17 protein-coding genes and 1 tRNA gene are annotated in these 23,172 nt (G+C 51.6%); 9 read left to right on the plus strand and 9 right to left on the minus strand.

Annotated features, from left to right (window positions below):
- Window positions 1-9: 9 nt before the first annotated feature.
- From BWI97_RS06760 to BWI97_RS06770, 3 genes are all read right to left on the minus strand, one after another.
- Complete coding sequence (locus BWI97_RS06760; RefSeq protein WP_102200464.1) at window positions 10-615, minus strand: NTP transferase domain-containing protein; 606 nt, start codon at window positions 613-615, stop codon at window positions 10-12.
- Between the two features lie 9 nt (window positions 616-624).
- Window positions 625-1,095, minus strand: coding sequence for a cyclic pyranopterin monophosphate synthase MoaC (gene moaC, locus BWI97_RS06765; protein ID WP_102200465.1), 471 nt, complete (start codon window positions 1,093-1,095; stop codon window positions 625-627).
- Window positions 1,096-1,178: 83 nt separating this feature from the next.
- Window positions 1,179-3,392 (minus strand): DPP IV N-terminal domain-containing protein, encoded by a 2,214-nt coding sequence (locus BWI97_RS06770; protein ID WP_102200466.1) that lies wholly within the window; start codon window positions 3,390-3,392, stop codon window positions 1,179-1,181.
- A 199-nt stretch (window positions 3,393-3,591) separates the two neighbouring features.
- Here BWI97_RS06770 and BWI97_RS06775 point away from each other — a divergent pair, with 199 nt between their 5' ends.
- The 3 genes from BWI97_RS06775 (at window position 3,592) to BWI97_RS06785 (ending at window position 7,130) form a co-directional block, all read left to right on the plus strand.
- Window positions 3,592-4,782 carry a molybdopterin molybdotransferase MoeA gene (locus tag BWI97_RS06775; RefSeq protein WP_102200467.1) on the plus strand — a complete coding sequence of 397 codons (1,191 nt, stop codon included), beginning with the start codon at window positions 3,592-3,594 and terminating at the stop codon, window positions 4,780-4,782.
- 218 nt (window positions 4,783-5,000) lie between these two features.
- Complete coding sequence (locus BWI97_RS06780; protein WP_233207771.1) at window positions 5,001-6,188, plus strand: AGE family epimerase/isomerase; 1,188 nt, start codon at window positions 5,001-5,003, stop codon at window positions 6,186-6,188.
- 237 nt (window positions 6,189-6,425) lie between these two features.
- Window positions 6,426-7,130, plus strand: coding sequence for a hypothetical protein (locus tag BWI97_RS06785; protein ID WP_141217562.1), 705 nt, complete (start codon window positions 6,426-6,428; stop codon window positions 7,128-7,130).
- 78 nt (window positions 7,131-7,208) lie between these two features.
- Here the strand turns inward: BWI97_RS06785 and BWI97_RS27605 are convergent, their stop codons facing one another.
- A complete protein-coding gene (locus BWI97_RS27605; protein ID WP_141217561.1) occupies window positions 7,209-7,667 on the minus strand; it encodes an endonuclease/exonuclease/phosphatase family protein in 459 nt (152 codons plus the stop codon).
- A complete protein-coding gene (locus tag BWI97_RS06795; protein ID WP_102200469.1) occupies window positions 7,619-8,179 on the minus strand; it encodes a hypothetical protein in 561 nt (186 codons plus the stop codon). The genes BWI97_RS27605 and BWI97_RS06795 overlap by 49 nt, the downstream gene beginning before the upstream one ends.
- A 278-nt stretch (window positions 8,180-8,457) precedes the next feature.
- Here BWI97_RS06795 and BWI97_RS06800 point away from each other — a divergent pair, with 278 nt between their 5' ends.
- From BWI97_RS06800 to BWI97_RS06820, 5 genes are all read left to right on the plus strand, one after another.
- On the plus strand, window positions 8,458-9,477 hold the full coding sequence (locus BWI97_RS06800) for a dipeptide epimerase (protein ID WP_102200470.1): 1,020 nt from the start codon (window positions 8,458-8,460) through the stop codon (window positions 9,475-9,477).
- A gap of 44 nt (window positions 9,478-9,521) precedes the next feature.
- Window positions 9,522-10,613, plus strand: coding sequence for an aminotransferase class I/II-fold pyridoxal phosphate-dependent enzyme (locus tag BWI97_RS06805; RefSeq protein WP_102200471.1), 1,092 nt, complete (start codon window positions 9,522-9,524; stop codon window positions 10,611-10,613).
- 51 nt (window positions 10,614-10,664) lie between these two features.
- A complete protein-coding gene (locus BWI97_RS06810) occupies window positions 10,665-11,807 on the plus strand; it encodes a C40 family peptidase (protein WP_102200472.1) in 1,143 nt (380 codons plus the stop codon).
- Between the two features lie 104 nt (window positions 11,808-11,911).
- Window positions 11,912-11,985, plus strand: a tRNA-Arg gene (locus tag BWI97_RS06815).
- Between the two features lie 231 nt (window positions 11,986-12,216).
- On the plus strand, window positions 12,217-14,304 hold the full coding sequence (locus BWI97_RS06820) for a glycoside hydrolase domain-containing protein (protein WP_102200473.1): 2,088 nt from the start codon (window positions 12,217-12,219) through the stop codon (window positions 14,302-14,304).
- Window positions 14,305-14,389: 85 nt separating this feature from the next.
- Here the strand turns inward: BWI97_RS06820 and BWI97_RS06825 are convergent, their stop codons facing one another.
- A complete protein-coding gene (locus tag BWI97_RS06825) occupies window positions 14,390-15,187 on the minus strand; it encodes an Ig-like domain-containing protein (protein ID WP_102200474.1) in 798 nt (265 codons plus the stop codon).
- A gap of 132 nt (window positions 15,188-15,319) precedes the next feature.
- The gene (locus tag BWI97_RS06830) at window positions 15,320-16,030 is read right to left on the minus strand and encodes an Ig-like domain-containing protein (RefSeq protein ID WP_102200475.1); all 711 of its coding nucleotides are present in this window, start codon (window positions 16,028-16,030) and stop codon (window positions 15,320-15,322) included.
- A 918-nt stretch (window positions 16,031-16,948) separates the two neighbouring features.
- Between BWI97_RS06830 and BWI97_RS06835 the strand changes: the two genes are divergently transcribed.
- Window positions 16,949-18,541 (plus strand): hypothetical protein, encoded by a 1,593-nt coding sequence (locus BWI97_RS06835; RefSeq protein ID WP_102200476.1) that lies wholly within the window; start codon window positions 16,949-16,951, stop codon window positions 18,539-18,541.
- 278 nt (window positions 18,542-18,819) lie between these two features.
- Here the strand turns inward: BWI97_RS06835 and BWI97_RS06840 are convergent, their stop codons facing one another.
- Both BWI97_RS06840 and BWI97_RS06845 read right to left on the minus strand, forming a co-directional pair.
- A complete protein-coding gene (locus tag BWI97_RS06840; RefSeq protein WP_102200477.1) occupies window positions 18,820-19,953 on the minus strand; it encodes an efflux RND transporter periplasmic adaptor subunit in 1,134 nt (377 codons plus the stop codon).
- Window positions 19,950-23,168 carry an efflux RND transporter permease subunit gene (locus tag BWI97_RS06845; RefSeq protein ID WP_102200478.1) on the minus strand — a complete coding sequence of 1,073 codons (3,219 nt, stop codon included), beginning with the start codon at window positions 23,166-23,168 and terminating at the stop codon, window positions 19,950-19,952. Before BWI97_RS06845 ends, BWI97_RS06840 begins: the two co-directional genes overlap by 4 nt.
- Window positions 23,169-23,172 lie beyond the last annotated feature (4 nt).

A 23,172-nucleotide genomic window follows, 5' to 3' on the forward strand; every position in this document is an offset into this window, starting at 1 on the left:
TTGTAAGCCTTAGCACGACGAAGACGCCAGCTGCTCTTTCCAATACCGGTAGGCTTCGGGGGTATCAACGCTAATTAACTCTGAGGGCTGCGGGGGACACAGAAGTGTAACGTCGGAAGTTGTTAAAAATTTCCGCAAGCTTAAATGATTTTTTTCAAATAATAAGCGAATCAGCGAAAAACTCCTGGGTTCGTAAATCGTTACCAGGGGTTCCGGTAACGCATCAGCCCCGGCAAAAGCGGTTGCCAGGCTTGCGGGGTTACGATTTTGAACTAACGATTCAAGCGTAACGTGCTGAACGAGTGGCATATCCACTGCTAAGACCAACCAGGCTACGGAGGAATTGGTTCCGAAGGCCGTAAGTAATCCGCCCATGGGGCCCTTTTGGCAGGAATCAATCTGATAATTTCCCACGGATGGCCGTTGCTGCTCCGGATTTACGGATACGTATACGCATTCGCAGTATCGTTGCAGGCATTCATAAGCTCGTTTCCACTGCGGCTGGTTTCCGTACTGAAGCCAGGCTTTGTCCGTACCCATACGAGTACTTTGTCCGCCGCCCAGTACCAGTCCCCAGAGCGGTGGCGTCACCTCGGTATCGGGAAGTAAAGCCATAAGTGCGTATTATTTTCCCTGAAAATCGGATTTACCTCCGGTTTTTTTCAGCAAACGGGTTTCCTCAATGACGATCTCGTGGGAAAGGGCCTTACACATGTCGTACACGGTTAGAGCCGCAATGGTAGCTCCGGTGAGGGCTTCCATTTCTACGCCCGTTTTTGCTTCCAGGGCACAGGTACAGTCAATCTGCACCCGATCTTCAATGACTTCGATCTGAAATTTACAGGAATCGAGCCCCAGGGGATGACAGAATGGAATCAGTTCTGACGTTTTTTTGGCTCCCATCGTTCCGGCAATAATAGCCGTATGGAAAACGGGACCTTTCTTGGTACGAATGTCGCCATCCTGCAAGGCCGCCAGTACCGCCTCGGGCAGACGTACCACACTACGGGCCGTAGCCGTACGCCGCGTTACGGCTTTATCGCCCACGTCTACCATGGTTGGATTGGCCTGTTCGTCAAGATGAGTGAAGCTCATAAGTGTGTTTTCAAAAGTCGATAAAAAAACGCGTATCCGGGAGTCGCTCCCGGATACGCGTTCAAATGTACTTTTTTTACGGATTATCGGGCACCCGGAGGGCAGTTTTTCAGCAAAAAGTCCGTATAGGTTTTCGACAAATGCTGAGACGTTCCCTGACCTTCGGAAATACTGTGCGTCCGGTTCGGATAAATCATCAGACTGAACAATTTACCGGCCTTGATCAGTTCGTTGATCAGTACCTCCGCATTCTGGTAATGGACGTTATCGTCGCCCGTACCGTGAATGTAGAGCAGGTTACCCTTCAGATTTTTCACGTGACTGATCGGTGAACCTTTCAGATAGTCGGCCTCGGCTTCTGCCGGAATACCCATGTAGCGTTCCTCGTAAATGTTGTCGTACAAATGCAGGTTCGAAATGGCCGCGATGGCGATACCGGTCTGATATACGTCAGGGTACTGCATCAGGGCATTCAGGGTGGACATCCCACCCCCACTCCAGCCCCAGATGGCGATCCGGTCTTTATCGACGAAGGGCCATTTGATGATTTCCTGCGTGGCCAGAGCCTGGTCTTTGGCGTTGATAATGCCGTTGTTCCGGTAAATGGCTTTCCGCCACTCCCGACCCTTCGGAGCGGGCGTACCCCGGTTATCCAGTGAAATGTAGATGTATCCTTTGTCGGCCATACTACCCTGAAACAGACGGTTGTAACCCACGCCAAACTGATCGGTTACCGTGGCCGAAGCGGGTTCGCCGTAGACATAAAACACTACCGGATACCGTTTGGTCGAATCAAAATTGGTCGGTTTCACCATCCAGCCGTCCATTACGGTTCCTTCAGCGGTTTTTACCTGGAAGAATTCGACTTTCATCCGGCCGGGTTTTAATTCCGGCAGACTTTTGCCATCCGCGGCTTTGTGCGAAGGTAGACTGATGAAGCTCTGGGTCGGCTGCGTATTGGCCGAGGAAAAATCGTGCTGGGCCCACAAGCCGTTGGGAGAAATTTCATAGTCGTTCGTGCCTGCGTACGTGGCCGGGGTCAGGCGTTCAGCTTTTCCTTTACCGTTGAGCTTCAAGCGGTACAGATACTGCTGCGTGGCGTTGGTGGGGGAAGCGGAAAAGTATACCCAACCGTTTTTCTCATCCACCGTATAGATTTTAATAATGTCGTAGGGTTCTGCCGAAACGAGCGTTTCCTTGCCCTCTTTCGTAACGCGGTACAATTGACGCCAGCCCCCTTTTTCGCTCAGGTACAGGAATTCCTTGTTACCGGCCAGCCAGTACCAGTTGGTCACTTCGCTTTCGGCCCAGTTACTACGAACGTCTACCCAGGCATCGTCCTTTTCGGTGTTGATGGCCTTCGCCGTTCCCGTCGTTCCATTGGCTACGTAGAGCGTGCTAACCTGTTGACGACGGTTCAACTGCTGAATGAGCAGTTCCTGACTTCCCGGAATCCATTCCATGCGGGGCAGCAGGTTGTTGTCCGGCTCACCGGGAATTTGAATCGGTGTAATTTTTCCGGTGGCCACTTCTACCGTTTTCACAAACGTTGGAGACGGTTTCTCGCCTGCTTTCGGGTATTCAACGGGAACGTTAAAGGAGTACGTTGAATCCGTATTGTTGATCATCAGGAAGTTCCGGATCTTACGGGCATCCACCGTCCAGAACGCGATGTATTTGCCATCGGGCGACCAGCGGAAGCCATCGCGGCAGTCGAGTTCTTCTTCGTACACCCAATCGAAGGTACCATTGATCAAACGATCCGTACCGTCGGTAGTCAGGGCTTTGGCCGTTCCCGTACTCAGGTCTTCTACGTACAGGTTATGACCGGAAACGTAGGCCGCCTGCGTCCCGTTGGGCGAAAGCTTGGCAAACATCAGCGAGCTTTCGGGTCGCGACGCTCCGAGCTTTTTCAGGGAATTACTGGCCAGATCAAGCACGTAATAATCGCCCCGGGTCGGGTACCGCCATACACGTTTGGCATTGGTATAGAGAACGGCTTTTTTGAGGGTAGGCAGGTAATCAAACGCCAGGACGCGAATGGGTTGCGTAGCTCCCTGCGGAATGAGCTGCTCTTTTTTAATGAGCGTCGTTTTCGTACCCGTTTTTACGTCAACCTGTACGAGCTCGCCACTCTGAAACTGCCAGTACGCATTTCCATCGGGCGACCAGTGAAACTTGCGGGCATCCAGGATGGTCAGGGCCTGGGGGCCATACGGCTCGGTACTGGGCTGAGCCAGCGATACCACCGAAACCAGTAAAGTGATCAGGGGGATTAGGAAGGACTGTTTTCTCATAAACTTGGTTTTGCATGTGTGACTGGAGCCGGTTCACCACGCTATCCTTATCAGATGGGGCCAGAGCGGTTTTCCGACGATCACAATTCCACAAAGAGAACCAAGAAAATTAATATTTACAAAGCATTCGCCGACCGAAGCATTGATTGAATAGACATCCTCTCCCATCTTTGAGTTTCATTTGTTCGCTGCTGCTCTTATGCTTTCCGTACACGAAGCTTTTACTACTGTTTTTTCCCAGACGATCCACTGGGGTACTGAATCGGTCTGGCTCCACGAAGCCGGCGGACGCGTGCTGGCGGAAGCCATTACGGCCGACCGTGATTTCCCGCCTTTTGACCGGGTAACCATGGATGGCATTGCCTTGTACCTGGAAGCTCCCATTCCGGAGGGTTTATTCCGGATTGAAGCTACGCAATACGCGGGCGAGGCGGCCAAACACCTCGTCTCCCGGGCTTCGGCTATCGAAGTGATGACCGGGGCGGTATTGCCCGAAGGAACCAATACGGTGGTTCGTTACGAAGATCTTGTCTTTTCCAATTACGGAGATAAACGCTTCGCGGCCCTGCAAAATCCGGCTACGCCCGGACAGAACATTCACACCAAAGGCAGTGACCGTGTAACGGATGAAGTGCTCATTCCGACGGGTACACGCCTGGGATCATCCGAGATTGGTATCCTGGCTTCCGTGGGAAAAACGCAGGTACTGGTTGAAAAACGTCCCAAGGTAGCTCTGATTTCTACGGGTGATGAATTAGTGGAAGTCAATCAGACGCCCCTGCCCCACCAGATTCGCCGGTCGAGCGGTTACCAGCTGGCGGCGGCTTTGCAACAAATCGGGTTTTCGAGCCAATTGTTTCACCTACCCGACCTTCCAGAATCCCTGGAGACGAACATTCAGGATATTCTGAATCGTTTTGAGATCCTGATTCTGACGGGGGGTGTATCGGCGGGTAAAAAAGATTTCATCCCCGCTACGCTGGAAAAACTGGGCGTACAGAAGCATTTTCATCAGGTGGCCCAGCGACCAGGGAAACCGCTGTGGTTTGGCACACGGGGTACGCAGCATGTGGTATTTGCCCTGCCCGGAAACCCCGTATCGACGTTTGTGTGCTTTTTACGGTACGTTCGCCCCTACCTCCTCCACGAGTCGGCGGTTGCTGCCAAAGCCGTACTGGCGGAAAATCTCGTATTTAAACCTAATCTCACGTACTTCGTACCCGTGGCCGTTAGTTTTGCTGAAGATGGCCGACTCATGGCCCTACCGCTCAAAGGCTCGGGTTCCGGCGATTTCGCGAATTTGCTGGATTGTACGGGTTTTCTGGAATTACCCGCCGATCGCTCGGAGTTTCAGGCGAATGAAGTATTTCCGTATCTGGCGTTTCGGTAAAACCTCCGCCTGGATTGATTTGATTCGTATTTTGCTCTACGGGTAAACCCCCTTTTTTATTAAGCTAGGAATAGGTTTACAGGTATGGCGTTTTTTGAACAATTAACACTATACGTCAGAAATAGAAAAGGCAAACAGTGCCCGCTCGTATCTGAACCGTCCCGCTATTCGTCTGCTTGACCCAGGAAAGAAAGTACTGCTTCAAAATCGCTAAACCTATGCTCACGCTACCCGCTATGCTTCAGGAAGTTCAACAAGAGTTCCGGCGAATCTTTCAGTATTGGGAAACGCACGACGTCGATCCCCGGGGCGGGTTTTATGGTCGCGTGGATGCTCAGAATCAACCCGATCCGGCGGCGGATAAAAGCATTGTACTCAACGCCCGGATTCTCTGGTCTTTTTCGAATGCATACCGGGTTACCAAAAATCCGACCTATCGTACTTTGGCCGACCGGGCCTTCGCGTATATCCAGCAATACTTCCTGGACCCGAAACACGGCGGGGTGTACTGGTCGGTCCAGGCCGACGCTACGCCACGTGTCACGACCAAGCAGTTGTACGGCCAGGGGTTTGCTCTGTACGGCTTGAGTGAGTACTACCGGGCTACGAAGCAGGCCGAGGCCTTAACGGCCGCTCAGCAATTATTTCGTACGCTGGTTGACCGGGCTTATGATTCTAAAAACGGTGGCTTCATTGAGGCGTTCCATCAGGATTGGTCCAATACGGACGAGTACATTTTAAGTAAAGGCGAACTCCGCAAGTCCATGAATACGCATTTGCACCTGATCGAGCCTTTTACCAATCTGTATCGGATCTGGCCCGATGCGAGCGTACAGAAACACGTCCGTTCGATGCTGGAGCATGATTTCATGCAGCACATCATCGACCCCACGACGTACCACATGCGGTTGTTCTTTACGGAAGACTGGCAGGTACGCTCGACGGAAGTATCCTACGGGCATGATATTGAAGCTTCCTGGCTACTCTACGAAACCGCTGAAGTACTGAATGACAAAGCCTTACTGGCGAAGACGAAAGAGTTGAGTTTAAAAATGGCGACGGCAACACTCGAGGGTCTCAACCCTGACGGGGCCCTGACTTACGAATACAATCCCCAGACCGGGCACAAAAACGAAGACCGGAGCTGGTGGGTGCTGAGCGAGCAACTGGTGGGTTATTACAATGCCTATCAGCTGTCGGGGAAGCAACATTTTCTCGAAAAAGCCCGCAAAAGCTGGGAGTTCATCAAAACGCATTTACTCGATACGAAAAACGGCGAATGGTACGAGAAAACCGATGCTGCTCATCATCCTTCGTTGAAAGCCGATAAAATCAACGCCTGGAAATGTCCGTATCACAACAGTCGGGCTTGCTACGAAATCATGCATCGGCTTCAAGCCAAGTAATGAGTAAAGTTTTAAAAAAAAATCAAAAACTTTATTCGTTGTCAAATAGCTCTGACCTACAATTAGTTACCTTTTAGCAATCAACTTACCCTTCTTTTCTGCTCCCGATATTTTCAATCCCTTTCCAACCCGACCTTTTAAAACCGGGTCATCAAACGTAAAAAGCTTTTTCAGACCTTCCCGTCTGCCACTGCATCAGTGCGAGATTACGTATTTATTTTAACTAACGACTATTCCATGAAACTGACGAAATGGCTATGCGTGTGGTTCCTGGCCGCCGGAATCATGAGTTGCAGCAAAGAGAGTTCAACTCCTTTTTTATTAATGACGACGGATTTTACGCAGGGCGTAAGTCAGGACTGGAAGGCCGGTTTTGCCGAATACTCTACGGAAACCGACACCAGTTCCATTCAAATACGGTCGGGTGCCCGAAAATTACCCGCTCCCCTGAACACGAACGAATCGGGCTTCATGCTTTCGGCGTACAACCGTAGCGACGATATGTTCATGTACATTTACCAACGCCTTCCCAACTTTGCTCCCAACACGAAGTACAACGTGGAATTTTTCGTTAAACTGGCTTCTGATGCCGCCGAAGGCAGTGTAGGCGTAGGCGGTTCACCCGCTCATTCGGTCTATCTGAAAGCCGGAGCAACGGGTACTGAGCCCGTGACGAAGCTCGAAGGAACCCAGTATGTCTTCAATCTGGATAAAGGCAATCAGGCCAATGAAGGAAAGGACATGATTATTCTGGGAGACATTGCTACGGGGCTAAGCACGCCTACGTACAAGCTTATTGAGCGTAACAGTACGAAACCATTTCAGGCTACATCCAACGCCAAAGGTGAACTGTTTCTTGTTGTTGGTACGGATTCCGGTTACGAAGGCCTGACGACGCTGTACTACAGTCTCATTCAGGCCCGCTTTACACCGGTTCAATAATATTGGTTTTTCAACGCTTCCTATCTGCTCTATTACGGAAAAAGCCCCTGCATTGGGGCTTTTCTTTTTGGATGGAGCTTACTGGAATTTCAGATCCGCTACGATGGCTTTGTGATCGGACTCCTTCATATCCAGGGTACGGAAACCTACCGTTCGGAAGCCTTTGTTGGTCAGCACGTGGTCGATGGGAATCATCAGGGGGCCGTAGCCATTGCGATACGTTGGACTAATGCCAAAACCCTTGCGGGACGCCTGCATCCCCGAAGATGCCACCAGCGAACGATACACGGGCGAGAACACACTAACGTTAAAATCGCCCGCCAGAATGGTCGGCACGGATTCCTTCGCCGCCTGATCGAAGGCGTATTGCAGGCGTTCGTTCCGGCTTTCAAACCAGGTAGGATTCAGGGGCGTCTTCGGATGTACTGAAATCAGGGCAATTTCCCGTCCTTTTACGGTAGTATGCACGTGTAGCATTCGATTGGCAGTCACCGCGGCGTGGTTGACCCGCAGGGGGGTTCGGCTGCCAATGGCCACGTAACAATGCGTTTTCGAATACACCAGATAGCCGTACGGATACTCGCGGTGCAGTTCCTGCCGAAATTTCTGGAACAAGGGTGGCGTAGCTCGGCAATGAGTATAAGGTCAGCGTTTTCGCGGCGAATGCTTTCCAGGATAGCGTCGTACTCCCGATTCGTAAAGAGTACATTGGTATGCATGATTCGCAGATCGGCTGGCTCCGCCGCCGGAGTTTTACTCGTCACCCAGGGAAGTACCAGCCAGGCATTCAGCAGTACACTGAATAAAGCCACCGCGTACAGTCGGTTCCGAAAAAGAATCCAGTAAACGAACAGGAATCCGGCAATGGCCAGACACTGGACGGAAAAGTGGCTGAACAACTCGAAGAAAAAGAAGTAGCTTCCCAGACGCCCCAGCAGGCATACCAGCAACAAAGCGTACGTGCAAAGGGCGACCACAGACTGCCAGAAATGAAATTGTTTTTCAGCTTTTCGGTTTTGAACGGGAATCGGACTTTCGATGGTTTTCACGAGTTCAATGATTAATGATGGCGGAGGGAAGGAATGACACGTTTGATTTTCGCAAAAATACGGGAATGATTCTGATTCTCAGAAGTTCAACTTCAATGCCTTTTGTACCTTCCAAAGAAAGCATCGTACAAATCAAGTAAATACCAAATAATACCTGCCCTTTCAATAAAATTGCACAATTTTGTTCCTTGGTTAATGCAATTAAGGCCTTAAACCAAAGCTTACGTTTAGGGCCTAATTACTGCTTATTTCTATTCGTCTTTTATCCTTCTATTCCATTGAAACTGCTTCTTCACGCTCATACGTTGCGGCTCCGCCACACGTTCACGATTACCCACGAATCCCGAAACGAGCAACCTACGCTCATTGTTGAACTTCAGGACGGCGAGTTTTCCGGCTACGGCGAGGCTACCGAAACCACGTATTACGGCGTTTACATCGAGGGCATGAAGGCTCAGCTGGAAGCCGTACGTACGCTCATTGAGAACTACGCGGGTGGTACGCCCGAAGAATTTTTCGACTTCATCGAGCCGCATTTGCGTAATGACCATCCCTTCGCCCTGTGTGCACTGGATGTGGCCTATAACGATTTGTACGCGAAGAAAGCGGGCAAAAAACTGTACGAGGTCTGGGGACTGGACCCCTCCCATAATCCCATCACCGACTATACCATCGGTATGGATACCCTGGAAAAGATGGTGGAGAAGATGAAGGAAATGCCCTTTCCGCTCTACAAAGTCAAGCTGGGGACCAAGGAAGATATTGCGATCATTCAGGAACTACGGAAGCACACGGACGCGGTATTTCGGGTGGATGCCAATACGGCCTGGGATGTGGAAGAAACCCTTCAAAATTCGCGGGCGTTGAAAGAACTGGGTGTTGAATTCATCGAACAGCCCATGAAAGCCACCAACTGGGAAGGCATGAAACGGGTATTTGAAGAATCTGCCCTCCCGCTGATTGCCGACGAAAGCTGTATTGTAGAAGCCGACGTGGCCCGTTGTTACGGCTTTTTTCACGGCATCAACATCAAACTGATGAAGTGTGGAGGCCTGACGCCCGCCCGCCGCATGATTGCCCACGCCCGTCAACTGGGCCTGAAAGTGATGGTCGGTTGCATGACCGAATCGAACATTGGCTGCTCGGCCATTGCCCAGTTGTTGCCTTTGCTGGATTACGTGGATATGGACGGTATTCTGCTCGTCGACGACGATTTGTCCACGGGTGTATCGATTGAGTACGGCAAAGTGATTTACGCCGAAGAAAATGGTACGGGAGCCCGCTTATTGAATCGCTAACACGGTTTCAGAGCAAGCATTCGTGGGATTGAAACGCAACGTTTATGTTTTATACGGACGAACTTCCGGGACGAACCGTCGTACTTGACCAGCGGGAATACCTCTGGTGCAGCGGCACTTCGTACCTGGGTATGAGCCGAAATCCGGTCTTTATTGAGCGGGTACTGGAAGGCATCCGTCGGGTGGGTATCAACTGGGGCAGTTCCCGGAACAATACGCTTCGCCTGGCGATTTATGAGGAGGCCGAACGCGTACTCGCTCAATGGATGGGTGCTCCGGCGGCCCTGACCGTTTCGTCGGGTATGATGGCGGGACAGGTAATCCTGAAATGGTTAACCTTTTCGCAACCGGGCGTTCTGGTTTTATACGCACCCAATGTCCATCCGGCTCTTTGGGCGGATGATTTCCTTCCCGCTACGGAATCGTACGAAACCTGGTTCGCTGAGCTGCCCGAACGCATTCGGCAGTCGCAGGCACCGGAAGTAGTGATCGTGACTGATTCCGTGGGTTCCCCGCATACCCGACTGGTTCCCTTCGACTGGATGAATCACTTACCCACCGAAGCCCGGATTACGGTCGTGGTCGACGATTCGCACGGTCTAGGGGTGTTTTCTCAGGGCCGGGGGATTTATTCGCAATTGTCCGCACCCGCGAACGTACGACTCTTATACGTCGCTTCCCTGAATAAAGCCCTGAGCGTGCCAGCGGGCGTACTGGCCGGGCCCGTGGAGGTGATGGAGGCAATCCGCCACTTTCCGATGTTTAGTGGAGCCAGTCCGGCAAATCCGGCCAACCTCTGGGCGTTCACGCAATCGCTGGAGCTGTACGATGAAGCCCATCAGTTGCTCAGCCAGCGGGTGGATCAGTTTGTTGAGGAACTGAGAGCGTCGATACGGCTTTTTCACTGGCTTCCGGCGTATCCGGCCTTTACTACGACGCAGCCCGGCCTGCACGAGTATCTACGCGAAGCGGGAATTCTAACGGCCTGTTTCCCCTATCCCGGCCCCAATGATCCTGCCATTACGCGGCTGGTCATTACGCCCCTGCACGAGCCTTCGGATATTAGCCGTATGGCGGCGGCCTGTCGAGCGTACGAAGTCAGGACCAGTGTAGTGAGTGAACAGACGGAAGCTTAACATCGTTAGCCTTGCGTAAGCGATGCCGTCCTTCTTATCTTTTTTGAACTGATGAAGAAAATCCTAACCCTGGGTCTTTGCCTGACCGCATGGTCCGCGATGGCTCAGCATACCCCGATGAACGAGATTATTACCAAAGTCCAGCAGCAGTATGCCCCCGATAAACGAACCGTCATTTTTCAGGTAGAAGCAACCGAAGACGGGCACGTAAGGGGTAAGACCAGCAGTCCGGAAGCCCATCAGGCCCTGCTCGCTGAACTGAAAGCCGCGGGTATTTCGGTACAGGACGACATTCAGGTACTGCCCTCCGCTGAACTGGGTGAGAAAACGCAGGCCATCGTTCGCGTTTCGGTGTGTAACATTCGTTCCGCACCCAAACACGCCGCCGAACTGGCGACGCAGGCCCTGCTGGGTACGCCATTGAACGTCTACGAACAGGAAAATGGCTGGTACCGCGTCCAGACGCCCGACCAGTACATTTCCTGGGTCGATCATGGCTCCATCCAGCTGGTTACAAAAGCCGAGGCCGAAGCCTGGGAGAAGACCCGCAAGCTTTTGTACCTGACGCCCTACGGTTTTACGTACAGTGAGCCAAATACGGACAGCCAGACGGTATCGGATATTGTCGCCGGCGATTTGCTGGCGTACCAAGGCGAGAAAGGTTCCTTTTATGAAGTAGCGTACCCGGATGGCCGAAAAGCGTACATCAAAAAGACGGACGCCCGTTTTTACGCCGACTGGCTGGCTTCGGTACGGATTTCGGAAATTTCGCTGGTGAATACGTCCAAAAAACTCATGGGACTACCCTACCTCTGGGGTGGTACGTCGTTTAAAGGCGTCGATTGCAGTGGTTTTACGAAGACGGTCTATTTTCTGAATGGCGTGCAACTCCCCCGGGACGCTTCCCAGCAGGTACACGCTGGAATGCTGGTCGATGCGGAGAAAGACTGGGCGAAGTTACGGCCCGGTGATTTGCTCTTCTTTGGGAAACACAACGAGGACGGTACGGAGAAGGTGGTACACGTGGCGATGTGGCTGGGCGAAAACCAGTTCATTCACGCTTCGAATTACGTCATGGTCAGTAGCGTGGACCCGACGGCGACGAATTACGATGCGTTCAACGTAGGTCGGTACCTGCGGAGCAAACGTATTATTGACCATTACACCAACGCCCTGAAACTCAGCAAAAAGTAAATTATTTAAAAAAAGGCTGCGGGGAAAGCTTGACAAAGCCTCTTGAAGTCACTACTTTTGCATTCCCGATCGGAAAGATACCCAGTATCAAACGATCAAAGGACGGTTGCGTAGCTCAATTGGATAGAGCATCTGACTACGGATCAGAAGGTTTGGGGTTCGAATCCCTACGCGACCACTCAAAGCCTGCTTCAGCTGAAGCGGGCTTTTTTGTTTTTCAATCTTCATACTTTCGTCACACCAAAAGTTTTGTAAAACGACCCCCAATCCCGTTTTTTACACCCTCAAACTACGTTGCACGTAGTAAAAACGGAAATTGGACCAATATAGTCCTTCTTCACTTACCTAATCAATACGCTTCTGCCTGACCAGGATCTTATACCATTGATCAGCATTTTTTCGCGTACGTATGTCTCTTTTTCCTTTTCGAATGAAGTATTACAGGCTCAGCCTGAAGTGTTTCCTGTTGGTGTGGTGCTCCGTGTGGCACGCGGTGGCTTTTGCCCAAAGTAATCAGGTGAATGTGTTTCTGGGGTCTTCCGGCGATCATGGACAGCTATCCCCGGCGGCGACCTCTCCCTTTAGTCAGCTGAGTATTCTCCCGCTTACATTGCCGGGTACGCACACGGGCTACGAGTATCTGGCGAAGGACGTACTCGGTTTTACGCACAATCGCTTTGAAGGCGTGGGCTGTCAGGGCAGCGGTGGACTGCTGTTACTGAAACCATTTCTGGGTACGCAGGACGATGGCAAGCCCCTCCGCAAGGCTTCTGATGCCGCCCAACCCGGTCAGTACGCCATCTCGTTTACGAACGGCATACGTATGAAAGCGACCGTTCTACAGAATGAGGGCCAGTCCGAATACACCTTTCCCGAAGGTGCTAAAGGCTTTCGGCTCGATCTGGAGCATACCTTTAACCGGGCCTTCGTCGGCGAACAGCATACTCTGAACGGATCCCGGGTGTCGGGATGGATTCAGGCCAAAACAACCTGTCATGCGGGTACGTATACGATCTATTACGCCCTGGACCTTGGTACTGCCGCTACCTGGACGGAGGAATCCAACCACATCCTGATCGCCCATTTGTCGCCCGCGACGCGTCAGGTTCCGGTACGGATGGCCTTTTCGGCGGTCGATCAGGCCTCCGCCGAACAACGCCTCCAGCAGGGAGCTACGCAGACGTACGCGTCCCTTTTCCAGCAATCTACTGCCGCCTGGAACGACCTGCTGGGTACCGTTCAGGTGGAAGGCCCTAAGGATCGCACCTCGCTTTTCTACTCGTTACTATACCGAACCATGCAGTCGCCCTTCCGGATTTCGGAAGCCGATGGCCGTTTTCGGGGAACGGATGGAAAAATTCACGAAGCCACCAGCCCCCGGTACCACGGTTGGGCCATCTGGGATAACTACAAAACGCAGCTACCCCTGCTGGCTCTGCTGTATCCCGGCCTGTATCAGGACATTACGCATTCCATTGCCAACCTCTACCGCTACGGCAAATACGATTTTGCGGGGCCGACCGAACCCGCCAACTCCGTGCGTACCGAGCACGCGGCGGTGGTCCTGCTGGATGCCGTCCGGAAAGGGTATACGCTGGATGTACCCGCTATCCGGCAGGCCCTGCTGGCGGATACGGCCCGTTTTGATTTTAGCAAGCCGGATAAATTCCTGGAAGCGTCCTACGATCTGTGGACGATGGGAAAACTCTTCGAGGGCCTGCACGAGAAACCCCTGTCCGAGCATTTCCTGCGTAAATCCCAGGGGTATCGCTCCTTGTGGGAGAAGGAATTCAAAGACCTGAGTAAGTCCGACGTGGACCGCATGTCGGCTCGCAGTATGTACCAGGGTACCATCCGGCAGTACCGCTGGTCGGTACCCTTTGATGTTACGGGTCTGGTGCAGTTGGCGGGCGGCCGGAAGGCCTTTACGGAGCAACTCGACGACTTTTTTGATAATCAGTATTTCAACCGGGCCAACGAACCCGATTTGCAGTCGCCGACGCTGTACTACGCCAGTGACAAACCCTGGAAGTACCAGCAGCTCGTGCAGCAACTGGCCGTTGATATGGTCGTGCAGTATTACTTTAATGATAACAGTCGCGGGATTGGAGCCCACATCGACCGCATTTACAAGAACGAACCCAAAGCCCTGGTACGCACGATGGATGACGATGCCGGAGCCATGTCGGGCTGGTTTGTACTGACGGCTCTGGGCATTCAGCAGCCGCTGGTGGGCGAACCCATCTATTACCTGAACGTTCCTTTATTCAGGAAAATTACGATTCGGCTTCCCACGAAAAATCTGGAGATCAGCGTACCTAATTTTTCCAATCAACGGCGATACATCCAGCGGGTGACCCTGAACGGCAAAGATCTACAGCGACTCTGGCTTACGCACGAGGAACTGAGCGGAGGGGGCAAACTGGTGATCGAAGCCAGCGATAAACCGACCACGTACGGAACGGGGAATATCTGGATTTCGGGTAGTAAAAACTAACCTTCGTTTTTTTAAACCGCTGGTTAACCCACAAAAAAGCCCGCTTCAAGCTGAAGCGGGCTTTTTTGTAGTACTAGAAAAATTCCTATTTGTGTTGAAGACGTAAGGCCGAAAGAGCCTGCTTCAACGAAAGCGAAGCGTTTTTGCCGGCCTTGTATTTACCTTTAAACAACTGCTTCAAATCTTTCGCAGCTACGCGGCCACCGCTTGCAAAATCAAATGGAACGTATACGGCTACTAAACCCGCAGAATCGTCCACTAATAGACCCATGACTACTTTATCTGAAATGGCTACGTACAGCTCATTTTCACCTTCTTCAACATCATACCGCTCATAATAATAAGTAACGGCTTCCTGAGCGACTTGGTTAGTAACAGTCAAGAATAGAATCGAATTAATCAAGGCAGCGTTTTCAAACTGATACCCAACCCCTCTTAACTTTGCATTCTCTCCCTGATATTCTAAGGTGTTGTCCGTTTCCTGTACCAACGTTCGGGTTTCCTTAGCTTTCACCGTAGCTTTACTATTACCGAAATCCAATGCTGGTTCTTTCACGAATGAAGCTACATAGGGAATCACCGTTACCTTACTTTCCACGCGATTTTTACCATCGGCGGACACCCCAGTAACGGTGGTTTCGCCAATGCGATTCCCCGTGAAAGTACCGTTTGCATCTACCGTACCTACGGTTTCGTTGCTGGAAGTCCATTGGTACTGACTGGCCGTGAGCGTATTATTTCCCTGCGTTAATACAAACTGATGTTCTTCATCGAAGTGGATTTGTAGTTGCGGCTGGTCGATCGAAACGGCCGGAGCTTCATCTTTTTTAGAGCAGGACGTAAAAACCCAAAGCAGGCTTACGATTAAGAAAAGGTGTTTCATGAAAGCAGATTTTTGCTGGATATGAGGTAAGTACGGAAATAGGTAGCGAGAATCCAAATAATAAGTTTTTGCCTGCCGCCCTATCTGTCAACATAAAAAAAGAAGGCCTGCCAGAAGCCTTCTTTTCGTAGTCTATTTTTCACTGATGCTACTGCCGGGTAAACGGCCACCCTTGACATAGGGACTGTACTGCACCATCAGGCCGTAATCATTGGTGTACTGATAGCGGATGGTCACTGTTTTTTCGTCAGTAAACACGCTGGCTCCGTTGGACTCTCCTACGTACTTATACCGCTCATCGAGGAAGCGGCTGCCTTCGTTGGCGATGTCCTGCGAATCCATCAGTAGTACGCTGGCTGAGCTGAGTTTGCCCGCCGTGAAGTTGTACCGGATCGCCCAGGTTTTACTGTTTTCGCCCTTAAAAGTCGTTACAGTGGCGGATTGCTCGCGTAATTCGCGGGTCTCTTTACTCTTAACCTGTTCTGGGGTCAGGTTAAAATCCGTTATGGGTTCGCGATAAAGCGTGCTGTACGGAACCACGGTCACCTTGCTGGTCCATTGCTTTTTCCCATCCTTCGAGCTTGCCGTAATGGTCGTTTCGCCAATTTGCTCGGCTTTAAAATCGCCATCGTATACGGTTCCTACGTACTCATTGCTTGAGGTCCAGCGATATTGACTGGCTTTCAACTCGCCCGTCCCCTGCTTCAATTTAAACTGGTATGTCTGATCGTAGTGTAATTCAAGCTGGTCCTGATCGAGCGTAATAGGCGGAGCATTGTCCTGATCCTTGCCGCAGGAACTTAGTACATACAGGCAAGTGATTCCAAGGAAAAGGTGTTTCATTCGAGAATAGATCTATAAAAGTTCTTCAAAGTTGGCAATTCCTTTTCACATCCCAAGCAGGTCGTTCAGGAGTCGGCTACCGCAGACGGTTGTCCAGGATAGGCCATTGTGGAAATTTCTTCGGTCCCTGCCAGGCTAATATCCTCAGGTCTATCGCCGTACCGCCATACGGTCCTGATCGCTATCCTGGTCCTAATCAGCAACTTCCATGGTAAGGGTGGTGCGGGTTTTTCAGGAGCCTGCGTCCGGTAGCTGGAGTGAAGCAGAATTGGGAAATCCCTAGCAAACCGGACTGACAAGCCAGCTGTTCCGCCATAAGCGGAAAATCCGAAGTAAATGATTGCTTTCAGACGTAACCTGAGAAAAGAATACGGCTACTGCTCCCATCCGCAACAGGCTTTTAGTAATCGCATGAACTGTTCAGGGAAAATATCTTATTGTTGATCCTGCGTCCTGAGGTAAGGATCATAGCCCTATTTAAACTACGAAGGCGTACATACCCTAAACAAAAGAAAGTGGTCAATTTTTTGTACTGAATTCGATTTGCACAGAAAAAAAAGCTAGTTTAAATCCGTATTTGCAGAATATTATCATGATCAATTTTCATGTCATGGGAATTTATTTCCCTGTAATGGGATGTTTGTAGAAAAAAAGTCTCATTTACAGATCGGTTATTGCCCCATTCGTTAACATTTTATAATTGGTCCGGTCTTTTTGTAAAATATTTTACAAACAAGATCCGTAAGTATTGACGAATACTTAAGACACTTGTGCCCTCGAGCATTGGCGGATGTTCGAGGGTTTTTTTTGCCTTTTTGTGGCTCTACTTACCCGATTCGTAGATTTTGTAGGTTTAGAATACTTTTTTAAAACCTGATTTGCGTCACCATCCATTTGAATCACGTTCCGCCAGACGTTATGAAAAAGGTCTTTTATCGCCTCACTACACTGCTCAGCCTTGCCTTACTCGGCATTGGTTTCGGCTGCGAAAATCCCTTCGAAGGAATTGAATTTCAATTCAAGGATCCACTCACTCAGGCTACGCTTCACATTCAGTATACGGATGCGAGTGCTGGTTCCAGAATCAAAACACCCCCCAATTTGCAGGTAGCTGTGGTGGGTGAAGATGCCAATCGTGTTAAAAATCTAACCGGTGGAGAGCTCATCAAACCCAGTTCTGAAGGTTTCCTGGGTTTAGCCGTAGACCCTGATCAGTTACCCTCCAGCCAGAATCCGGTCACCGTGGCCGTATGGGCACAAGCCGATGGCTATCTCAGCAGACTTACGGAATGGCAGCTCAATACGCCCGATAATGTCAATACTACCGTTCCGCTGATTAGTGCCAGTCAGCCGCCAGCGGGGATAGCCGCCTCGCAGCAGGATCACAGTACAGGGGCTCATACGGTCCAAACGACGGCGATTAACGGAGCAAACGCCCAGTGGAGCTTACCGCAGAATACTTCCCTGAGTACCGTCGATGGACAGAATGCCCGGGGTGAAACCAAGACTACCCTCTACTACTATACGCCGCAGGTTGCAACGACGTATTTACCCAATCGTTCGCTCCGGTCCTTTAATGCGATTGGTCAGAATGGGCAAAAGCTTCCGGCGTTTTTGTTTCAGGGCCTGGTGTTCTTCCAGTTGGAAGGCTTTACCCGGGAAGGGCAAGTCTTACGCCGTACGTCCGCTCCGACGGAAGTCACCGTGGCGATTCAGCCGAATCAGCGGCTACTCAATGGACAAGTCCCGAAAGAAGGCGATTTCCTCCCCTTCTGGATGTTTGATGTTACACGAAATGCCTGGGTGCAGCAGGCCTCCCTGCGACTCCAGCGAAACCCGCAGAATAATCAGCTATTCATCAAAACCCAGCTTTCCCAGCTAACGCACTACGCATTAGCCGAAACCCAGGAAATCTGTGAAAACGGCCCAACGTTCCGATTCCAGACGAATCTTTCGGGGGTGGATATTCGCTACTACGCCCGGTTGGTTGATGCCGCTACCAATCAAACCGTTTACGAAACGTACGTGGACCTGAATAATGGTGCCCAGCGAACGTTTTCGGGGATGATTCAGCGAACGGTGAAATTGCAGGTGTTCCGGGCCAATAACCACACGGGCGGGGATCAGAATACGCCCATTTATGTATCCGAAGCCGTTGACCTCTGCGATACCCGAACCATTACCGCTCCGATCAGTTTCGCAACGCCGCCTACCAAAGTATCACTCATCTTTGATGTTACCTGCCCGGAAGGACGTCAGGTGGATGAAGCCAAACTACCCGCTGAATTGCGGATCCAGTATCAGATTGTGGGTACGGAAGACTGGGTAGACCTGATTACCATGACGCGTACGGTTCGGGCAGTGGCCTCCAATCGCCTGGAAATCGGCAAACGCTACCGCTTCCGGGCGACACCCAACCCCGCCATCGGCTGGCCCTTTACGCAAAAGGATACTACGCTCAGACAAGCCGTATACCGATTAGACATCGAGTCAGATACGTTTTGTCGGTAGTTGTTGGAGGGGGTTAAGTAGGTTTGGGTAGGTTTCAAGTTTGATTGGTCTTGAATGGTTTGAGTACAAAAGGACATCCTAAAAGCCAAAACTTTTGAGATGTCCTTTTGTATGATTTAATGCTAACAGGGCCCAAACTTAATCTAACCGACAACTATTAGCTACCAGCCACTAATAAAAAGACATCCTGAAAGCTCACAACTTCCGGGATGTCTTTTTATTACTCAAACTTGAAACCATTCAAACCTCAAACCTGAATGAAACCCCTCAAACAACTCCTACTCCACCTGTACCGTCTGCCCGTCCCGAATTTCTTCGGAGGCTTTTCGTACCAGTACGTCTCCAGCTTTTACATTTCCGAATACTTCTACGAGACTGTCGAGGGTATTTCCAGTGTCTACGGTTACCCACTGGGCTTTGTCGCCATTCATTCGAATTACAAATACTTTTTCCGAAGAAGTCACAACCGCGGTTCGCGGTACAAATAGCGTAGGCTGCGAGCGTTCGACGGGCAGTCGCACCTGAGCGTACATGCCCGCTTTCAGTTCGCCTTTCGTATTTGGAATGTCAAATTCAGCCATCATCGAACGCTGGGCGGCCTGTAGACTTTCGGCACTACGGGCCAGACTGCCTTTGAATACGCGTTCAGGAATGGCATTCACCGTAAAATCAACCGTACTCTTTTTACCCAGCTGATTGGCATACGCTTCAGGAATGGCTACCGTAAGTCGAAGCGTGCGACTATCTTCCAGTACCAAGAGAGGCTTTCCGGCTTCCCCCGCTCCGACCAGGGCTCCGGGACTGATATTCCGTTCGATGATCACGCCATCGAAGGGAGCCGTCAGCGTCAGGTACTGTTTTAAATCCTGCTTACTTCGCAGATTGGCTTTTGATGCCTGCACGCTTTCCTGAGCGGATAGTACCAACGCACTGTCGGCCTCCATTCGGGATTGAGCCTGATCGATTTCCTGCAAAGAAACCGCTCCTTCCATCCGGTTGGTTTCCAGTAATCGGCGATAGGTGAGCTTACTGGCCCGGTATTTCGATTGTTGCTGAATAAGATTGGCCTGCTGAGCCTGTACCTGAGCCTGGGCCTGATTGACCTCCGCCAGTACTTCCGGGGCTTCGAGTTGCACGAGTACCTGCCCTTTGCGAACCCAGGTACCACGGTCTACGCCGACCTGACGGACGAAGCCTTTTACTTTGGCGTATAGATTTACCCGGTTCCAGGGCAGTAATTCGCCCGGTAGGGTTACTTCTTTACTGGGTTGCATTTCCCGTACCTGCGTGGATTCGAGCCGGGCGGGAGTGGCGGGTTTTGCTTCCGCTTTTTTTGTTTCACTTCCGGCGGGACTACAAGCGTACACACTAGCCAGAGCCGGAATCAGCAGCCAATTGATTGAGGGTTTCATACCGTTTCTTCTTGAAGTTGAAAAGATTTGCTTTCGGGATCTTCGGGATCCAGGGATACCGACTGGAAGGAGGCTTTCGCCTGTACCTGCGTGAACACACAGGGCAGAATCAACAGGGCGGCCAGGGTTGAAGCCACCAGACCTCCGATAACGGCCTGTCCCAGCGGTGAAATCTGATCACCCCCTTCACCCAGACCCGAGGCCATGGGTAACATCCCCGCCACCATGGCAATACTGGTCATCAGAATGGGACGAATCCGGCTACCCGCCGCCAGTACTACCGCCCGGTTGGCATTTCGAATGGAAAGCCGCAGGTTTTCGGCATTCGTAACCATCAGAATGGCATTCGCCACCGACACCCCTACCGACATGATGAGGCCCATGTACGATTGCAGATTCAGCGTAGCTCCGCAGGCCAGTAGCATCAGCAAGGCTCCGGCTACTACGGCGGGTACGGCGGACAGAATTACCAGTGATAATTTCAGCGACTGATAATTCGCACTCAGCAGTAGGAAAATAATGACGATCGCCACGATCAGACCCGTTTGCAAACCACTGAGCGTATCCGTCAGCAGTTGGGTTTGTCCTTTCAGTTCAACAATCACCCCCCGGGGTGGATCACCTGCGTCTTTGATGGCCTGCTGTACGGCTTTCTGTGCTGTACCCAAATCGATTTTCTGCAAGTTGGCATTGATGGTCACCAGACGGTTCGGTCCGGCCCGGTCGTATTCACCCGGAGCGGTTTCTTCCGTAAAGCGGGCCACGTCCGAGAGTACCGGGTGCATTTCCCCGGATTTGAGTGGAATATTTCCAATCTCGTTCGAGGAAGTCATCAGGTACTCGGGAATCTGTACCTGCACCTGATACGCCAGTCCTTTCGCATCATCGAGCCAGAGGTTTTTATCCGTAAACCGGCTGGAAGACGTCGCCGCCACCATCGAGCGGGCCACCTGCGTGGAGGTTACGCCCAGTTGTCCGGCCCGCTCCCGATCCATCGTCACCCGCAGGACGGGATAGTCCAGCGGCTGGGCAATCTGCACATCCCGCAGGAAATCGATCTTTTCCATATTGGCCTTGATCCGCTGGGCAAATCGTCCGGCTTCCTTCAGGTCTTTCGCTGCCACGCTTACTTCAATGGGCGTCGCTGATCCCTGGCTCATCATCTTGTCCGTCAGCTCAATGGGTTCGAAGGAAATGCGGGTACTCGGCAGGGCCTGGCCAATCCGGCGGCGGAGTTCCTCCTTGAGGTTGTCCATTTTTACGTGGTACTCTTCCTTCAAGGATACCTGCATCACGGCTTCGTGGGGACCGCTGTTGAAGACGAAAATGTTGGAAGTACCATAACTCGAAGGCACTGTACCGACGTAGGCCGAGGAAATTTCCACGTTTTCGGGCCCTACGGCCTCCTTAATAATATCCAGGATTTTCAGCGTTGCGGTTTCCGTCCGTTCGACCCGCGTGCCGTCCGGTATGCGAATCCGCATTTGAAACTGGTGACTATTGGCGTGCGGCAGAATGTCCGTCCCAAGCCATTGAAAGCACAACACAATCAGCCCGATACTACCCAGTAAATAGGCGGTTACGACCAGCTTGCGGCGAGCAATGAGCTTTTGTAAAAACTGCGTATACCGGTGTTTGAAGCGTTCGAAACCCGTTTTGGGTTCGTGCGTATCTTCCTCCAGGATACCGAGTCGTTCCCGTTCGTCCAAAGCCAGCGTGGGGGCTTCGTGCGAGGGATGGGATTTCAGCAGCCAGTTGGAAAGTACGGGTACGAGCGTCTGCGAAAGTAAAAACGAGGCGATCATCGCAAAACCTACCGAAAGCGAAAGTGGCAAAAACATGGACTTCGGTACCCCCGTCATCACAAAAGCCGGAGCGAATACCGCCAGAATGGCCAGCAGAATCAGAAACTCGGGGAATACAATTTCCTTACAGGCCTCCCAGATGGCCTGGGCCTTGGGTTTGCCCATTTCCAGGTGCTGGTGAATATTTTCAATGGATACCGTCGCCTGATCGACCAGAATACCTACGGCCAGAGCCAATCCCGAAAGGGTCATCGTATTGATGGACTGCCCGAATAGATGGAGCATCATCACCGCAATCAGTACCGAAACCGGGATGGTCAGGACGACAATGATGACACTTCGCCAGTCCCGCAGGAAGAGTAGTACCATCAAACCCGTCAGCAACGCACCGAGTACCCCTTCCGTCACCAGACTTTTCAGGGCATTGGTTACGTAAATGGATTGATCGAATTCGTAGGAAATCTTGACGTCTTCGGGTACGGATTTCTGGATTTCGGGTAAGGCATTTTTCAAGTTCGTTACTACCTGTAACGTCGAAGCATCTGATTTTTTCACAACCGGGATATACACCGCCCGGCGACCGTTCACAAGGGCATAACTGACCGTCACGTCGGCACCGTCTTCCACTGTACCGATGTCCCGCACGAAGACCGTCGGACCCGAACCCGTGCGAATCGGGATGTTCAGAAAATCTTCGGGTTTCTGTACTAATGAGTTGACGGGCGTCATTACCGCCTTATCTCCCACCCGAATATTCCCGGCGGGCGAGGGCTGGTTATTGCTGACGATGGCTTTAATGACCTCTTCCGGCGTCAGCTGATAACTCTGGATGCGTTTGGGATCGACACGTACGACGATGGTCCGCTGGTTTCCACCAAAGGGTGGCGGACTCGATACGCCTTCAATCCGGGAAAACATGGGTCGCACCCGCGAGGAGGCATAATCCTGAATTTCATTAAGGGAACGGGTCGCACTTTCAAACACGAGCTGCCCAACGGGCACCGAACTGGCATCGAAGCGAACGACCTGCGGCGGCACCGTCCCTTCGGGCATGTAGGCCTTTGCCCGCGAGACGTTGTTGGCGACCTCCGCCGCCGCCTGAGCCATGTCCGTACCGGGATAAAATTGCAATTTGATCAGCGACAAACCCTGAATGGTTTTCACATCGACGTCCTTGATACCGGATACGTACAGGAAGTGGTCCTGATACCGGGTGGCAATGAAGCCGTCCATCTGGTCAGGAGCCATACCGCCGTAGGGTTGCACGACATAAATGGTGGGCAGATCAAGATTCGGGAAAATATCGACGGGAATCGTTCGCAGGGATAGTACCGAAAAGAACAGTAACCCTACCACGGCCACCACCACCGAAATGGGCTTCCGCAAAGCGGATCGAATGAGTTGATGCATGAGC

This window comes from Siphonobacter sp. BAB-5405 (genome assembly GCF_002872335.1).
Taxonomy (GTDB): Bacteria; Bacteroidota; Bacteroidia; order Cytophagales; family Spirosomataceae; genus Siphonobacter.

What these genes read in the sequence shown, in the direction of transcription:
- BWI97_RS06840 (WP_102200477.1), bottom strand. Translation starts at nt 19,953, where the DNA reads ATGAAACCCTCAATCAATTGGCTGCTGATTCCGGCTCTGGCTAGTGTG.
- BWI97_RS06805 (WP_102200471.1), top strand. Translation starts at nt 9,522, where the DNA reads ATGTTTTATACGGACGAACTTCCGGGACGAACCGTCGTACTTGACCAG.
- BWI97_RS06845 (WP_102200478.1), bottom strand. Translation starts at nt 23,168, where the DNA reads ATGCATCAACTCATTCGATCCGCTTTGCGGAAGCCCATTTCGGTGGTG.
- BWI97_RS06825 (WP_102200474.1), bottom strand. Translation starts at nt 15,187, where the DNA reads ATGAAACACCTTTTCTTAATCGTAAGCCTGCTTTGGGTTTTTACGTCC.
- BWI97_RS06760 (WP_102200464.1), bottom strand. Translation starts at nt 615, where the DNA reads ATGGCTTTACTTCCCGATACCGAGGTGACGCCACCGCTCTGGGGACTG.
- BWI97_RS06830 (WP_102200475.1), bottom strand. Translation starts at nt 16,030, where the DNA reads ATGAAACACCTTTTCCTTGGAATCACTTGCCTGTATGTACTAAGTTCC.
- BWI97_RS06820 (WP_102200473.1), top strand. Translation starts at nt 12,217, where the DNA reads ATGTCTCTTTTTCCTTTTCGAATGAAGTATTACAGGCTCAGCCTGAAG.
- BWI97_RS06770 (WP_102200466.1), bottom strand. Translation starts at nt 3,392, where the DNA reads ATGAGAAAACAGTCCTTCCTAATCCCCCTGATCACTTTACTGGTTTCG.
- moaC (WP_102200465.1), bottom strand. Translation starts at nt 1,095, where the DNA reads ATGAGCTTCACTCATCTTGACGAACAGGCCAATCCAACCATGGTAGAC.
- BWI97_RS06780 (WP_233207771.1), top strand. Translation starts at nt 5,001, where the DNA reads ATGCTCACGCTACCCGCTATGCTTCAGGAAGTTCAACAAGAGTTCCGG.
- BWI97_RS06835 (WP_102200476.1), top strand. Translation starts at nt 16,949, where the DNA reads ATGAAAAAGGTCTTTTATCGCCTCACTACACTGCTCAGCCTTGCCTTA.
- BWI97_RS06810 (WP_102200472.1), top strand. Translation starts at nt 10,665, where the DNA reads ATGAAGAAAATCCTAACCCTGGGTCTTTGCCTGACCGCATGGTCCGCG.
- BWI97_RS06775 (WP_102200467.1), top strand. Translation starts at nt 3,592, where the DNA reads ATGCTTTCCGTACACGAAGCTTTTACTACTGTTTTTTCCCAGACGATC.
- BWI97_RS06785 (WP_141217562.1), top strand. Translation starts at nt 6,426, where the DNA reads ATGAAACTGACGAAATGGCTATGCGTGTGGTTCCTGGCCGCCGGAATC.